General features: G+C 60.4%; 17 protein-coding genes. 8 read left to right on the forward strand and 9 right to left on the reverse strand.

Annotated elements, in window-relative coordinates; genetic code table 11:
* Positions 1-3: 3 nt before the first annotated feature.
* Positions 4-336, forward strand: coding sequence for a BrnA antitoxin family protein (locus tag ACYZUM_RS15885; protein ID WP_108183254.1), 333 nt, complete (start codon positions 4-6; stop codon positions 334-336).
* Positions 337-338: 2 nt separating this feature from the next.
* Here ACYZUM_RS15885 and ACYZUM_RS15890 read toward each other — a convergent pair whose 3' ends face one another.
* Entirely contained in the window at positions 339-1166 is an 828-nt protein-coding gene (locus tag ACYZUM_RS15890) for an arylamine N-acetyltransferase family protein (RefSeq protein ID WP_108183255.1), read from the reverse strand.
* Between the two features lie 100 nt (positions 1167-1266).
* Positions 1267-2061: an exodeoxyribonuclease III gene (locus tag ACYZUM_RS15895; protein WP_041065979.1), complete on the reverse strand. Its 795-nt coding sequence runs from the start codon at positions 2059-2061 to the stop codon at positions 1267-1269.
* Positions 2062-2291: 230 nt separating this feature from the next.
* Here ACYZUM_RS15895 and ACYZUM_RS15900 point away from each other — a divergent pair, with 230 nt between their 5' ends.
* Positions 2292-2570 (forward strand): hypothetical protein, encoded by a 279-nt coding sequence (locus tag ACYZUM_RS15900; protein WP_108183256.1) that lies wholly within the window; start codon positions 2292-2294, stop codon positions 2568-2570.
* A 91-nt stretch (positions 2571-2661) separates the two neighbouring features.
* On the opposite strand, the gene ACYZUM_RS15905 is transcribed toward ACYZUM_RS15900, so the two are convergent.
* The 5 genes from ACYZUM_RS15905 to ACYZUM_RS15925 form a co-directional block, all read right to left on the reverse strand.
* On the reverse strand, positions 2662-4230 hold the full coding sequence (locus ACYZUM_RS15905; protein ID WP_041065973.1) for a sensor domain-containing diguanylate cyclase: 1569 nt from the start codon (positions 4228-4230) through the stop codon (positions 2662-2664).
* A 223-nt stretch (positions 4231-4453) separates the two neighbouring features.
* Entirely contained in the window at positions 4454-4978 is a 525-nt protein-coding gene (locus ACYZUM_RS15910) for a hypothetical protein (RefSeq protein ID WP_086793230.1), read from the reverse strand.
* Complete coding sequence (locus tag ACYZUM_RS15915) at positions 4975-5703, reverse strand: alpha/beta hydrolase (protein ID WP_108183257.1); 729 nt, start codon at positions 5701-5703, stop codon at positions 4975-4977. Before ACYZUM_RS15915 ends, ACYZUM_RS15910 begins: the two co-directional genes overlap by 4 nt.
* 3 nt (positions 5704-5706) lie before the next feature.
* A complete protein-coding gene (locus tag ACYZUM_RS15920; protein WP_003226482.1) occupies positions 5707-6204 on the reverse strand; it encodes a PAAR domain-containing protein in 498 nt (165 codons plus the stop codon).
* A gap of 135 nt (positions 6205-6339) precedes the next feature.
* The gene (locus ACYZUM_RS15925; protein ID WP_108183258.1) at positions 6340-7005 is read right to left on the reverse strand and encodes a ribonuclease T2; all 666 of its coding nucleotides are present in this window, start codon (positions 7003-7005) and stop codon (positions 6340-6342) included.
* A 165-nt stretch (positions 7006-7170) separates the two neighbouring features.
* On the opposite strand from ACYZUM_RS15925, the gene ACYZUM_RS15930 reads away from it, so the two are divergent.
* From ACYZUM_RS15930 to ACYZUM_RS15955, 6 genes are all read left to right on the forward strand, one after another.
* Positions 7171-7641 (forward strand): hypothetical protein, encoded by a 471-nt coding sequence (locus ACYZUM_RS15930; RefSeq protein WP_041065962.1) that lies wholly within the window; start codon positions 7171-7173, stop codon positions 7639-7641.
* A 102-nt stretch (positions 7642-7743) separates the two neighbouring features.
* The gene (locus ACYZUM_RS15935) at positions 7744-9450 is read left to right on the forward strand and encodes a copper resistance system multicopper oxidase (protein WP_108183259.1); all 1707 of its coding nucleotides are present in this window, start codon (positions 7744-7746) and stop codon (positions 9448-9450) included.
* Positions 9451-9461: 11 nt separating this feature from the next.
* Positions 9462-10328, forward strand: a complete 867-nt coding sequence (locus ACYZUM_RS15940; protein ID WP_041066328.1) for a copper resistance protein B — start codon at positions 9462-9464, stop codon at positions 10326-10328.
* Positions 10329-10358: 30 nt separating this feature from the next.
* Entirely contained in the window at positions 10359-10733 is a 375-nt protein-coding gene (gene copC / locus ACYZUM_RS15945) for a copper homeostasis periplasmic binding protein CopC (protein ID WP_108183260.1), read from the forward strand.
* Between the two features lie 3 nt (positions 10734-10736).
* A complete protein-coding gene (gene copD, locus ACYZUM_RS15950; protein ID WP_108183261.1) occupies positions 10737-11606 on the forward strand; it encodes a copper homeostasis membrane protein CopD in 870 nt (289 codons plus the stop codon).
* Positions 11607-11664: 58 nt separating this feature from the next.
* A complete protein-coding gene (locus ACYZUM_RS15955) occupies positions 11665-12450 on the forward strand; it encodes a transporter substrate-binding domain-containing protein (RefSeq protein ID WP_041066325.1) in 786 nt (261 codons plus the stop codon).
* Positions 12451-12582: 132 nt separating this feature from the next.
* On the opposite strand, the gene ACYZUM_RS15960 is transcribed toward ACYZUM_RS15955, so the two are convergent.
* Both ACYZUM_RS15960 and rimA read right to left on the reverse strand, forming a co-directional pair.
* Complete coding sequence (locus ACYZUM_RS15960) at positions 12583-12798, reverse strand: hypothetical protein (protein ID WP_047293172.1); 216 nt, start codon at positions 12796-12798, stop codon at positions 12583-12585.
* Positions 12799-12900: 102 nt separating this feature from the next.
* A complete protein-coding gene (gene rimA, locus ACYZUM_RS15965) occupies positions 12901-13680 on the reverse strand; it encodes a S6 modification regulatory phosphodiesterase RimA (RefSeq protein ID WP_108183262.1) in 780 nt (259 codons plus the stop codon).
* Positions 13681-13802 lie beyond the last annotated feature (122 nt).

Consider the following 13802-nt stretch of genomic DNA (forward strand, 5'->3'; position numbering starts at 1 on the left):
ACAATGAAAGACGAATACGACTTCTCGCAGGGCAAACGCGGTGCCTTGGCGCCCGCCAAGGGCAAGACCCGCATCACCATCATGCTCGATGACGCGGTCATCGAAGCCGCCCGCAACGTGGCGGAAAACGAAGGCTTCGGTTATCAGACGGTGATCAACAACACCCTGCGCCATGCCCTGCTGGAGGCTGGCAGCAAAACGCAGGAGGCCGAGCCGCCCCACTCCGGGCAATTAAAGAAAGGCATCACCGCCGCCGACCTCAAGAGCCTGGAAAAAAAGCTCTCGGCGGCGGTCGGTGAAATCCGCCGGGTACTGGAACCGGAGGCCAAGCCTTGAGATCAGGCCGGTACGAGCATCCGCGCCAGCGACTGACGCACATGCGGCTGGTCAGGCAGGCGCAGGCCGAACTCCTGTTCCAGCAGCTCGATCAACTCATCGACATCCGCCACCTCGCGCCGCTCGCTGTCGGCGCCCATGTGATGAACCGCGAAGCTGCCGTTGTTCAGAGTCCGTCGCCAGCCATCGCCGGTACGCGCAACCATCAGCCGTTTGGCGAACGGTGACTCGGGATGGGTCGAGACGTACCAGTTGCCGAGGGTGTAATCGATGTCTTCCTGGCGTTGCAGATCAAACAGGTACATCGCACGCCACTCGCCTGCGACACTGGCGCGCAGCATGTAGCCGTCGGCCTGTTTCTCGACGCGATAGGACTCGTGCGGCGTCGGCTGTTCAGCCTCGGTATCGAGCAACAGCGGCGCAGTCGGCACCATGCCGCCAAAGCCGACATCGGTGATGTAGCGCTCGCCATCGATGATCACCAGGCTCAAGCGATGGGTGCGCGCCGTCCATGTGCCCTCGGGTTGCGCCAGTACCACGCGCCCGGAGATGCCACGGGCCTCGAAGCCCAATTCCTGCAGCAACGCCAGAAACAGATTGTTCAATTCGTAGCAGTAACCACCCCGGCCACCGTGGAGAACTTTCTGCTCGACCGACGGCAGATCGATCAGCACCGGTGCGCCCGTGATCGTCGACAGGTTCTCGAAGGGGAAGACCCCGGTATGGCGTAACTGCAACTGCCGCAGAGTTTCCAGGGTCGGCGCCGGTGGGGCATCGAACCCCAGGCGTTGCAGGTACAACGTCGGATTCGCCAGACGTGGCTCGCTCATTGCTCAGTCCTTTTGCATGTGGCCGCGGCTCACTGTGCCGCTGGCCGACAGGTATACGGGATTGGGCCCCGACTCCGACAATTGATTTCGCCAATCAGCGCTACCGCCGCTTGCGCGAACCGATGCGAATCCAGGTCGGCGCATGGTCGCTGGCGTGCGGTTCGTTGCGCACCCAGGCATCGACCCCGGCCTCGTGCAGGTACGGACTGAGTGCCGGATTGAGCAGCAGATGATCAATGCGCAGACCGGAGTTGGTTTGCCAATGCTGGCGGAAGTAATCCCAGAACGTGTAGAGGCGATCCTCGGGATACAGATGACGCAGCGAATCCGTCCAGCCCTGATCGAGCAGCCGTTGATAACACTCGCGGCTTTCGGGCTGCAGCAGCGCATCCTTGAGCCAGGAACGCGTGTTATAGATGTCCATATCGGTGGGCACCACGTTGTAATCGCCGGCCAGCACCACCGGATGATCGCTGCTTTGCAGATCCTTGGCGTAGCGGATCAGGCGTTCGAACCAGGCCAGTTTGTAATCGAACTTCGGCCCCGGCTGCGGATTGCCGTTGGGCAAGTACAGGCAACCGACCAGCACGCCGTGCACCGCCGCCTCCAGATAACGACTGTGCTTGTCGTCGGGATCGCCCGGCAGACCACGACGGCTTTCCAACGGCTGCGCATCGCGAGCGAGGATCGCCACGCCGTTCCATGACGCCTGACCGTGCCAGATCGCGCCGTAACCCGCCGCTTCGAGTTCGGCAGCCGGAAATGCACTGTCCACCGACTTGAGTTCCTGCAGGCAGGCAATGTCCGGCTGCTCGCGCTTGAGCCATTGCAGCAGGTTCGGTAACCGCGCACGCAAACCGTTGACGTTGAAGGTGGCGATCCGCAGGTTTTTCATCGTCCAGGCTCCGGCGAACAAGGTATGACCATTGTGACCCGGTGGCGGCGCCGCTGGTTGCATTGAATCAACCGGCTGCCGCGCAACAGGCGCTCACCTCTGGGCTGATTGCCGCGACCTGGCGCATGCTCAGTAAAGCTCAAGGTCGCAACCGCTCGTCAGCCAGGTGGCACCAACGTTCAGGGCCGTCAGACCAAAGTCAGGTAACCGACCCTCTCTGGAGACGTACCATGACATCGCGCAAACTGACTTCCCTGTTGCTCGCCGGTCTGTTGACATCCGCGTCGCTCGGCGCCTTTGCCGCCAATGACGGGGCAGATGCCTCAGGTACCCAATCCGGTGCGACAAGTGGCACCAACATGCCACCCAACACCAATCCCGGAGCACCGAAAAACGGCGACAGGACCGATGGCGCCGGCAAGGGCACGGGGACTAACAGTGGCACCATGGGTTCTGGTTCGGGGGCGGGTGGCGGCACCGGTTCGGCCGGCGGTGGCACCGGCAGCTGAACGAACAAGCGTGACCGCTGGTGATCCGGCATAAAGCCAACAATCTGTGGCGCGGGAACCGGGTTCCTCGCCACAGATCCGGGGCGGGCCTTTAGCGATCCGAACGCATCAACTCGGCAACCTCCGACTCCAGCGACAACACCGCCGCGCGATTACGCCCGGCGTTTTTCGCCTGATACAACGCCGCGTCGGCACGCTGGATAAATTCTTCCAGGCTGTCGTTTCCGCTGGGCACAAACGCGTAGCAACCCAGGCTCACTGTCAGGTAGCCGGTCGGCGAACCGCTGTGGGTGATGCGCTTGTCCATCACGCTGCGGCGGATCTGCCCGGCAATCGCCAGCGTGCCGTTGATGTCAGTGTCCGGCAGCAGCACCGCGAACTCTTCGCCGCCGTAACGTACTGCCAGGTCAGCCTTGCGCTGGCAACTGTTCTTCAGCACTTGGGCCACCTGGGTCAGGCAATGATCCCCCGCCACATGGCCGTAGGCATCGTTGTAGCGTTTGAAGAAATCGATATCGAGCATGATCAGGCCGACCGGACTCGACTGCCGTGCACCGCGGGCGAATTCGATGTCCAGCGATTGCTCGAACAGCCGCCGGTTCGCCAGCCCGGTCAGGCTGTCATGAGTCGCAATCTGCTCCAGTGCGCGCTGCGCCCTGCGCAAGTTTTTCTCGATACGCTCACCGTCACGCACCTGATGAATGAACACCCAGCCGAACAGGCCGACGCCGAGAATCACCAGCGCCACAATCACGCTTGACTGAAAGGCCCGCTCGGACCAACCCTTGAGAATCGTGTCGCGCGAAGAGGCGGACGCGACCACCAGCGGGTAAGCCGTCAGCTGCCGGTAGCCGTATAAACGCACCACGCCGTCGACCACCGATCTGATCATCGCCGTACCGGCCGGCGCTTCAGGCAGCAGCTTCTGATAGATCTTGCCCCGCGCCAGCGACGAGCCGATCAGGCTCTCGTCGAACGGCCGCCGCGCCAGCAAGGTGCCGTCCTTGAGGCCGAGAAACATGATGCCGCTATCATCGAGGCTGAAGCTTTTGAAGAAGCGGTCGAAGTACGCCATCTTGATCCCGGCCATCAGCACGCCCTGAAAGTTGCCGGCGCGGTCATTAATGCGCTTCGAGATCGGAATGATCCACTCTCCATTTTCCCGACTGCGGATCGCCGGGCCGATGTGCGCCACGGTAGAAACATTCTGTTGGTGAAACTTGAAGTACTCGCGGTCGGCCACCCCGTTGCCACGAGGCAAGTCCGGGAACGAGGTGATCACCCACTGCCCCTCGCGGTCGAACAGGAACATGCCGTGCAGCTGTTCCAGTTGCTGCACCCGACGGGCGAAGGTCTGCTGCAGGCGTGGTCGTTGCGCGGCGCCATATCCGTCGTCCTCGACCCAGTCGGCGAGACTGGTGAGCACCAGATCGGCAGCCAGAAACGTGTCTTCGGCCTGCTGCGCCATGGCTCGGGTCAAGTTGGTGGAGGCGATCTGCGCGTTCGCCAGATCCTGACGCCGCGTCTGCTCCAGCTGCAAATAAAGCAAGCCGGACAGGCACAGGCACACCGCAACGATGAACAGCGCTGCCGCCTTGCGCAACGGCAGGCGTTTAAGCGTGCCGGGAGTTTGATGCGGTTCGTGAATGGGGATTGGCAAAAACGTGTCCTGGGCAGGTACGACAGGGGCCGCAGCCCGAAACCCTTACTTTTTGTGAGCGTAGCCCACCGGGATGCGCACGGCAAACCCGCCGCGCCAACACACGCCCGCCCCGTTGTATCGGCGCGCGAGGGATTTGGATGAACGCCGCGCCGCGATTTATTTTCAGAGGTCGTTTTGCAGGTGATCGCCCTCGCGTATCTGCGCAGGGCACCGATGACGGCTATCGGGGTTTGTTGATTTCCCGCAGCAGATCCGCGACCGGCAGGTTCATGGTGTTTGAATAGTAGGGTTTATAGCCGTACGCGGTGACGACGACTTTGCAGGGGATTTGTTGTTTGTTGGCGAGGAGTTGATTCAGCTCTGCCACCGAGAGATTTCTTTCAGAACTCCGGTTGCTTGAAGTTTCACTCAAGAATGCGCGAGTGAGATAGGAAAACTTGGCCTTGTTGTTTTCATTTTTCTCCGAGCGTATCAAACCGGTGGCGGAAAACTGTATGGCTTTGCCTACTGAGAAATCATGATCATCCGCCAATGCGCAATGAAGCATACCCGAAATCACCCCAACTCGCTCTCCGCGATCAAAAAGATCCAACACATCAACGTCCGACTGATACCGGATGACGTATAGCAGCGACTTTTCTCTTTCCACAGACTCGAAGCTCAGGTTTGCCGGAGGCTTTGTGTGATCCTTCGCACAACCAGAGCAGAAAGCGAGCAAGCCGCAAAGTAGTAACCTGTACATCATGGAAAATCCTTCATGATTGAGTCAAAAAGCATATCGGCTGCTGATTTGCTCCCTGCGATATGGGCAGTAAACAACCCCCATGCATTTGCATGATTAGTGTCTACATTGACGTTCAATGAAGGGCCACATGAGATAAGCCACTTTTCACCAAAATCAGCGACTCCATCTGACGAATCTCTTTTAGTTGGCATTGCTTTGATATTGATCCAATCGGCAGCAATTGGATCAGGACGCTCGCGATAAATATCAGAACCCAACCAGACCAGGGCCCCTTCACCCACGGGATCAAGGGTAATCAGCATCTGAATCCGGTAACCCCATTCCGACATGATCTTTGTCAGATGCGCACCATTCCAACCGCCGAGGCTATGACCCACGATATAGACAGGACAGCTCTTGTAGGGAATCAGACTCAGGACATGACGCTGAATATCCTGTTTTCCTCTGACTTCGTTGTAGCCCAGCCACTCAGACTTGTATTTACCCTCCTTAGCCAAGCTTGTCGTGCGCTCATCAAAATCCTTCCGTGCCTCTTGGATGTTTCCATAAGGCCCCGAAAAATAATAACGTTCCTTATCCCCGGCGCCTCCGACGAAAACAACAATCGCCTTGGTACTCTCCACCGGCACAGGCTTGTCACTGACATCCTTCTTGTCCGTCAGCGCATGTTCCTTGTGCAGCTTGTAATTAATGCCTTTCGCGCACGTTACTGTTTCAGCCGCCATGCCTCACTCCTCCAGAAACAGCTTGATGGTTTCAGGCAGGTGCGAGCTGACCTCGTGGGTGAACCCATTAGCGTCAGACACCCCGTGTTCCAGTCGCCCATCTGCGCGCTGAATCACGTAGGGATGATTGATCATGGGCTCACCGGTCACGTCATTGACGAGTTTCAACTTGTCCGTGAAATGCACCGGCATCGGCAGCAAACCACTGAAAGGTGCCGCTGTTACCGTGTCACCAATGATGACCGTGCCGGATCCACCAATGACCACATTGCCGTGCCCTCCGGTGCTGTCCAGGGTCGCGGCGTTCAAGCCATTGATAAACACCGTCGAAGAAACGCCGCCAGTAATCGGGCTACCGCACGCTGATTTATCAGTCATTCGTGCAGCCGCCAAGCCGTCGAAATTCACGTTCGGCGAGCCACTGGCAATCGGATTGGTGCCATGTCCCGGGAGTGGGCAGGCGGTCGGATCGGTGACGCGGGCGGCGGGTTTTCCGCTCATGAACAGCTCCTTGCAGTGTTGCGGGTCATCCTTTTGGGGGCGCAAGCATGCGTGAATTTCCAGGTTGCTTCAAACCTCCAGGCAAAAAAAGGCGCCCGATCGAGGCGCCTTTTTAATTCGTGCAAACCACTCACATCAACGCGACGGCGGCACCCGAATATCCCCCGCCCGGCACTGGGTCTTCACGCCCTTGCCGCAAGCACCGAACTGCAGATCCTTGCCCATGCATACCCGCACTTCCGAGAGTTCCGGGCCGCTGCAGATCACCGCGATGCCATCGGCCGGGATCCCCGGGTTGGCCTTGCGGAACAGGTCGGCGATTTCCTGGGCTTCGAAATAATACGAGGAACTGAACGGCTGCAGCTCTTGCGGGATCTTCACCGCGCCCACCGCTTTGTCCGCCTCATCCAGATAACCCATCGCGCCCAGACCGCTGCAAGTGCCGTGCTTGGACCATTCGTGATCAAGCAGTTTTTTGGTCGGGAACAGCGTCAGACCTTTGGTCGTCTCCGCCGCCGACAGCGTGGTCAAGGGTGGGCAGGATTCCGGCCAGCCGCCATTGGCGTATTGCGGCCACAAACCGTGCAGCACGAAGCCATAACCCTTGCCGGAACATTGCACGTCATCTTTGTGAGTGAGGCAAAAGGTCGGCGACCAGGACAGCGTCAGCAGGTAGTAATCGAACTGCCCCGCCACCGCTTCCGTTTGCACCTTGCTGGCGTGCGACTGACGCGCCGAACTCAGGCCGATGCTACCGGCCGTCAGCGCGATCAGCGCCAGAATTGTAAACAGCTTTTTCATGTACCCGCTCCTTGGGACGCCTGCGTCCGTGGTTTTTGATGCTGGCCAGACTTGACCAGCGCTGATTTCGCCATGCTTGTGTTGCAAGCGCATGACGCAAGGCAAAGCCGTACACCGTTGAAAGGTCTACGATTAACAGGCAGACATCAAACCAAGGGATCCGAAATGAGTAAAGCAGACGAACTCGCCGCCAAACTCAAGCAAACCCGGCACACCCACGCGGATGCCGCGCTGGAGATCGATTGCTGGCCGGCGCAGGTCTACGATCTGTACCACCGCATTGAGGTCTGGCTGCAGCCAGTCACTGAAGTCGGCCTGAAAATCCGCCGCAATCCAACCCACGTTTGCGAGAGCTCACCCGATGGCGAAAGCCACGATTACGCGATCGACCAACTGGTGATCGAAGCTAACCAGCAAACCCTGACCTTTGATCCCATCGCCCGGTTTACCGAGGACGGCGCCGGCCGCGTGCAGATCACCCTGCCGGATCGCAACACCTACCTGCTGCGCACCGTCGATGAACATCATGAAAGCCATTGGTGGTTGCAGACAGTGGAAACCGGGCAGGAGCTGGATGCGATTGCGCTGACCGAGAACAATCTGTTGCAGGTGGTGCAGGAAGGTCTGGGCCTGTAACAGGGACGGGCAAACTGTCAAAACTGTAATCCCGCCCTCAGCCAACTGAAAGCCAGCGCTGGTTAGCCTCCCCGTCATGTTTCAAACGGGGACTTCCAGCGCATGCCTTCCAACACTTCAAGACGCACCTTCGTCAAAGGCCTGGCCGCCAGTGGCCTGCTCGGCGGCCTCGGTCTGTGGCGCGCGCCGGTCTGGGCGCTGAGCGGGCCAGGGCAGATCAATGAGCTGAGCGGCAGCGAGTTCGAGCTGTTCATCGGCGAAACCCCGGTCAACTTCACCGGCAGCCCGCGCACTGCGCTGACCATCAATGGCAGCCTGCCCGGTCCGCTGTTGCGCTGGCGCGAAGGCGACACGGTGACGCTGCGGGTGCGTAATCGGCTCAAGGACAGCACTTCGATTCACTGGCACGGCATCCTGCTGCCGGCCAACATGGACGGCGTGCCGGGTCTGAGTTTTCACGGCATCGAACCGGGCGGCGTGTATGTCTACCAGTTCAAGGTGCGGCAGCACGGCACTTACTGGTATCACAGCCACTCCGGCTTGCAGGAACAGGCCGGGGTCTACGGGCCGTTGGTGATCGATGCGAAAGAACCGGAGCCGTTCCACTACGACCGCGACTACGTGGTGATGCTCAGCGACTGGACCGACGAGGACCCGGCCAGCCTGCTGAAAACCCTGAAAAAGCAGTCCGACTACTACAACTACCACAAGCGCACGGTTGGCGATTTCATCGACGACGTCAGCGACAAAGGCTGGAGTGCCACCGTCGCCGACCGCACGATGTGGGCGCAAATGAAGATGAACCCCACCGACATCGCCGACGTCAGTGGCGCCACCTACACTTTCCTGATCAACGGCCACGCCCCTGAATCGAATTGGACCGGCCTGTTTCGCCTCGGCGAAAAACTGCGCCTGCGCCTGATCAACGGCTCGGCCATGACCTACTTCGACGTACGCATACCCGGGCTGAAAATGACCGTGGTGGCGGCGGACGGTTTGCACGTCAAACCGGTCAGCGTCGATGAACTGCGCATCGCGGTGGCGGAAACCTACGATGTGATCGTCGAACCCGCCGCCGACGCTTATACCCTGTTCGCCCAGGCCATGGACCGCAGCGGTTACGCCCGCGCCACCCTCGCGTCCCGCGCCGGTCTGACGGCCCCAGTGCCAGCGCTGGATTCGCGCCCATTGGTGACCATGGACGACATGGGCATGGGTGGCATGGACCACGGCTCGATGGACATGAGCGACATGGCGGGCATGGACCACTCGGCGATGGGCCCGATGCAATCGCACCCCGCCAGCGAAAAAGACAATCCGCTGGTGGACATGCAAGCCATGACCCCCACACCGAAACTCGACGACCCCGGCCTCGGGCTGCGCAACAACGGTCGTCGCGTGCTGACTTACGCCGACCTGCGCAGCACCTTCGACGACCCGGACGGCCGCGATCCCGGGCGCACGATCGAGCTGCACCTGACCGGGCACATGGAGAAGTTCGCCTGGTCGTTCAACGGCATCAAGTTCTCCGATGCCGAACCGCTGCGCCTCAAGTACGGCGAGCGCATCCGTCTGGTGCTGGTCAACGACACGATGATGACCCACCCCATCCACCTGCACGGCATGTGGAGCGATCTGGAAGACGAAAACGGCAACTTCCAGGTGCGCAAACACACCATCGACATGCCTCCCGGTACCCGTCGCAGTTATCGGGTCACGGCCGATGCATTGGGCCGCTGGGCCTATCACTGCCATCTGCTTTATCACATGGAAACGGGCATGTTCCGCGAAGTGCGGGTGGAAGAATGAAGGGGCTGATGATGACTCGACTTGCAGCGTTCTCCGTGCTGTTCATCAGCGCCTCTGTCATGGCCGCCAATGACATGCAAGGCATGGATCACAGCCAGATGCCCGGCATGGATCACTCGATGCAAAGCATGGACGACGGCATGATGCAGCCTGCCGCACCCACTGAAAGCCGCACGCCGATCCCGGTGCTGACCGACGCCGACCGCGCCGCCGTGTTCGCCAGCCCCGGCGGCCATCAGGTGCATGACAGCGCGATCAACAGTTACTTCCTCGCCGACAAACTCGAATGGCAAAACGCCGATGACGGCAGCGCTTTGGCCTGGGATCTGTCCGGCTGGATCGGCGGCGACATCGATCGCCTGTGGCTGCGGTCCGAAGGCGAACGCAGCAACGGCAAGACCGAGGACGCCGAACTCCAGGCATTGTGGGGCCATGCGATTTCGCCGTGGTGGGACGTGGTCAGCGGCGTGCGTCAGGACTTCAAACCCGGCGCCGCACAAACCTGGGCCGCGTTCGGTCTGCAGGGCATGGCGCTGTACAACTTCGAAGCCGAGGCCACGGCGTTTCTCGGTGAGGGCGGACAAAGCGCGCTGCGGCTGGAAGGCGACTACGACATTCTGCTGACCAACCGGCTGATCCTGCAGCCCACGGCCGAACTCAACGTCTATGGCAAAAACGACCCGCAACGAGGCCTTGGTTCCGGCCTGTCGAACACTGAAGCCGGCCTGCGCCTGCGCTACGAAATCCGCCGCGAATTTGCGCCGTACCTCGGCGTGACGTGGAACCGCACCTACGGCAACACCGCCGATTACGCCCGCGAAGAAGGCGAAAGTCGCAGCGAAGCACGCCTCGTACTCGGTGTGCGGCTGTGGTTTTGAATCCCATTAAAAAACAACCCGGAGTCTTGCATGCGCACATTGAATATCACCTTGGCACTCGCCAGCGGATTGCTCTTGAGCAGCCTCGCCCAGGCCCACCCGAAACTGCTGTCATCAACCCCGGCCGAAGGTGCTGACGGCGCAGCGCCGGACACGATCGAGCTGCACTTTTCCGAAAACCTGTTGACCCGGTTCTCCGGCGCCAAACTGGTGATGACCGAGATGCCCGGCATGGCCCATTCGCCGATGCCGATGAAGGCCAGAGTCAGCGCTGGCAGCGACCCGAAATCCATGCTCGTCACCCCGCTCGCGCCGTTGCCCGCCGGCACCTACCAGGTCGAGTGGCGCGCGGTGTCGTCCGACACGCACCCGATCACCGGCAACGTCACGTTCAAAGTGAAGTGAGCGATGGCTGAACTGATCAACATCATTTTGCGCCTGGCGTTGTATGTGGATTTGCTGCTGTTGTTCGGGGTAGGGTTGTTTACGCTGTACAGCGCTGACGCCGACCTGCGGTCTGGCCCGATGCTGCGTGGATTGGCGTTGATCGGGGCACTGCTATCAGTGGCTGGACTGGTGCTGATGACGAGCACCATGAGTGGCGAAACCGAACTCGCCGCACTCTGGCCGCATCTGCAGGTGATGCTGCTGGAAACGGACGTCGGGCTGGCGTGGGCGCTGCGCATGATTGCGCTGATCGTGGTGCTGATTCAGCCGGGGATGTGGCTCGCGTCGACGGCCGGCGCGGTTGTCCTCAGCTCCCTTGCGTGGAGTGGGCACGGGGCCATGGACGAGGGCTCGCTGCGGTTCTGGCATTTCCTCAGCGACATCCTGCATCTGCTGGCGGCGGGTGCGTGGTTGGGCGGGATGCTGGCGCTGGTGTTGCTGGCGCGGGGTCGTGTGGATGAAGCGCGGATTCGCCTGCTGGCTGAGGCGGTGAAACGCTTCGAATGGGTTGGCGCGACGATTGTGCTGACGCTGTCGGTGAGCGGCGTGGTGAATTACCTGTTCATCGTCGGCCCGAGGCTGGATGACGTGCTGCTCGGCACTTACGGTGTGTTGCTGGCGATCAAGGTTGTGCTGTTTGCCGGGATGCTGGTATTGGCCGCGCTGAACCGCTTCCACCTCGGGCCGGCGCTGGCGCGATCACTACGCGATGGACAGCACGTCATCGCGGCGAACGCACTCAGGCGCAGTGTGCTGCTGGAACTGGGCATGGCCCTGCTGATCGTGGCGCTGGTGGCGTGGCTTGGCACGTTGAGTCCGGACGCGGGATGACACCCGCGAAGGCCTTTCACTACACTGGTTCACCGTCCTCTGCAGAAGCCCGATGTTCATGACTATTCTAAAAAGCACGATGATCCTTTGCGGCACGCTGGCCCTGGCCGCGGGTGTTCAGGCTCAGGAAGCCACTTCGCACCTCGACAGCATCCAGCAACAAGGCCAACTGCGCGTCTGCACCACCGGCGACTACAAGCCCTACACCTTCAAGCGCGCCGACGGCGAATTTGAAGGCATCGACATCGCCATGGCGCGCTCGCTGGCCGACAGCCTCGGGGTCAAAGTCGAGTGGGTGCAGACCACCTGGAAAACCCTGATGCCGGACATGCAGGCCGGCAAGTGCGACATCGGCATGGGCGGGATTTCGGTGACGCTGGAACGGCAGAAAAAAGCCTTCTTCAGCAACACCCTCGACAGCGACGGCAAGATCCCGCTGGTACGCTGCGCCGAGCAGGCCAAATACCAGACCATCGAGCAGATCAACCAGCCAGACGTGCGCCTGGTGGAACCGGCCGGCGGTACCAACGAAGCCTTCGTCCACGCCTTCCTGCCCAAGGCGCAACTGGCCCTGCACGACAACGTGACGATCTTCCAGCAACTGCTCGACAACAAGGCCGACGTGATGATCACCGACGCCTCGGAAGCGCTGTATCAGCAGAAACTCAAACCGGGGTTGTGCGCGGTGAATCCGCACCAATACATGCAGTACGGGGAAAAGGCTTATCTGCTGCCGCGTGATGACATCAGTTGGAAACTGTACGTTGATCAGTGGCTGCATCTGAGCAAAGTCACTGGCAGTTATCAGAAGGTCATTGGTGAGTGGCTGGCAGTGCCGCAGTAACCCACCAGACATAAACAGTTGTGGCGAGGGAGCTTGCTCCCGCTGGACTGCGCAGCAGGCCTTCTTTTGAGGAGCCGCTTCGCGACCCAGCGGGAGCAAGCTCCCTCGCCACAGGTTCAGCCTCGATTTTGATCAATCATCATGCAACATCCCGGAGCTGTACTGATTCAAGCTGCTGCCAATGCTGTTGCCGCCAAACTTCAGGGTCGTGGCATGACTGCGCCCTTCGGGCGACTGACAATCCGCAGAAAAACAACTGGTGGTGGTCAAGCCACCGGCGCCCGAACAGGCACTCAATACCGAAACAGTTGCAGCGATCAACAGCACTTTGACGACGGCGGCGCGCATGGTACGGCTCCCCTTGGGATGATCTTGTGCAAGCATCCTAGGCGTTCACCGCCCCCGGCAAGATGAAACCTGGCTGATCGACAGCACGGGTTCAGCTTCGCATCAAATCGTCCGCCACGCCCCGGCAGGAATCTGCGCCATCGCCTCGAACGCCGGTTTGGCGAACCAGAATCCCTGCATCAGATAAATCCCGCAATCGGCCAGGAAATCCCGCTCCTCCGGGTGCTCGATGCCCTCGGCAATCACCTCGATCCCCAGTTCGGTACACATGCCCACCACGCCCCGCACAATCGCCTGACGTACGCGGTCGCGGTGAATACCGCGTATCAGCGCCATGTCCAGTTTGATCAGATCCGGTTGAAAGTCCGCCAGCAGATTCAACCCGGAATACCCCGCACCGAAGTCATCGATGGCGGTCTTGAAGCCAAACTCGCGGTACTCGCGCAAGATGTTCATCAAGTGCTTGTTGCTTTCAACGTGCTCACCCTCGACCGCTTCGAAGATCAGCCGCTCAAGCGGAAACGCATGCGCCCGCGCCGCCTCCAGCGTGCTGCGAATGCACAGGTCCGGGCGATAAACCGCGTTGGGCAGGAAGTTGATCGAAAGAAAACCTGTGAGGCCCAACTGCGCGGCGGTGGAGATCGCCCGCACGCGGCACAGTTGATCGAAGCGATAGCGGTTCTGGTCATCGACCTGCTGCAGCACCGACAGCGCCCCTTCGCCCTGCACGCCACGAACCAACGCCTCGTGGGCGAAGGTCGATTGATCGCGCACATCGACAATTGGCTGGAACGCGAAGGAGAACGCCATGTCGGCTTCGCCTTTTTGCCGGCAGCCCTGGCACCCCCCGCTGGGCTGGGGGAAAACTGGAGTTTTGGTCATGACGCCCCCTGAGAGCGGGTTGCAACCATCCATGGCCCAGAAAAAATAACTGCACGGACCGGGTGGCGCCGCATGGCGGCCACCGCTTATACAGGCTGACCGGTCAATTCCGGCCAAGTTCA

The organism is Pseudomonas sp. m6p (assembly GCF_055760375.1).

Excerpts from the sequence above, each read along its gene's own strand:
- ACYZUM_RS15885 (WP_108183254.1), top strand. The coding sequence starts at position 4 with ATGAAAGACGAATACGACTTCTCGCAGGGCAAACGCGGTGCCTTGGCG.
- ACYZUM_RS15890 (WP_108183255.1), bottom strand. The coding sequence starts at position 1,166 with ATGAGCGAGCCACGTCTGGCGAATCCGACGTTGTACCTGCAACGCCTG.
- ACYZUM_RS15895 (WP_041065979.1), bottom strand. The coding sequence starts at position 2,061 with ATGAAAAACCTGCGGATCGCCACCTTCAACGTCAACGGTTTGCGTGCG.
- ACYZUM_RS15900 (WP_108183256.1), top strand. The coding sequence starts at position 2,292 with ATGACATCGCGCAAACTGACTTCCCTGTTGCTCGCCGGTCTGTTGACA.
- ACYZUM_RS15910 (WP_086793230.1), bottom strand. The coding sequence starts at position 4,978 with ATGATGTACAGGTTACTACTTTGCGGCTTGCTCGCTTTCTGCTCTGGT.
- ACYZUM_RS15915 (WP_108183257.1), bottom strand. The coding sequence starts at position 5,703 with ATGGCGGCTGAAACAGTAACGTGCGCGAAAGGCATTAATTACAAGCTG.
- ACYZUM_RS15920 (WP_003226482.1), bottom strand. The coding sequence starts at position 6,204 with ATGAGCGGAAAACCCGCCGCCCGCGTCACCGATCCGACCGCCTGCCCA.
- ACYZUM_RS15925 (WP_108183258.1), bottom strand. The coding sequence starts at position 7,005 with ATGAAAAAGCTGTTTACAATTCTGGCGCTGATCGCGCTGACGGCCGGT.
- ACYZUM_RS15930 (WP_041065962.1), top strand. The coding sequence starts at position 7,171 with ATGAGTAAAGCAGACGAACTCGCCGCCAAACTCAAGCAAACCCGGCAC.
- ACYZUM_RS15935 (WP_108183259.1), top strand. The coding sequence starts at position 7,744 with ATGCCTTCCAACACTTCAAGACGCACCTTCGTCAAAGGCCTGGCCGCC.
- ACYZUM_RS15940 (WP_041066328.1), top strand. The coding sequence starts at position 9,462 with ATGACTCGACTTGCAGCGTTCTCCGTGCTGTTCATCAGCGCCTCTGTC.
- copC (WP_108183260.1), top strand. The coding sequence starts at position 10,359 with ATGCGCACATTGAATATCACCTTGGCACTCGCCAGCGGATTGCTCTTG.
- copD (WP_108183261.1), top strand. The coding sequence starts at position 10,737 with ATGGCTGAACTGATCAACATCATTTTGCGCCTGGCGTTGTATGTGGAT.
- ACYZUM_RS15955 (WP_041066325.1), top strand. The coding sequence starts at position 11,665 with ATGACTATTCTAAAAAGCACGATGATCCTTTGCGGCACGCTGGCCCTG.
- ACYZUM_RS15960 (WP_047293172.1), bottom strand. The coding sequence starts at position 12,798 with ATGCGCGCCGCCGTCGTCAAAGTGCTGTTGATCGCTGCAACTGTTTCG.
- rimA (WP_108183262.1), bottom strand. The coding sequence starts at position 13,680 with ATGACCAAAACTCCAGTTTTCCCCCAGCCCAGCGGGGGGTGCCAGGGC.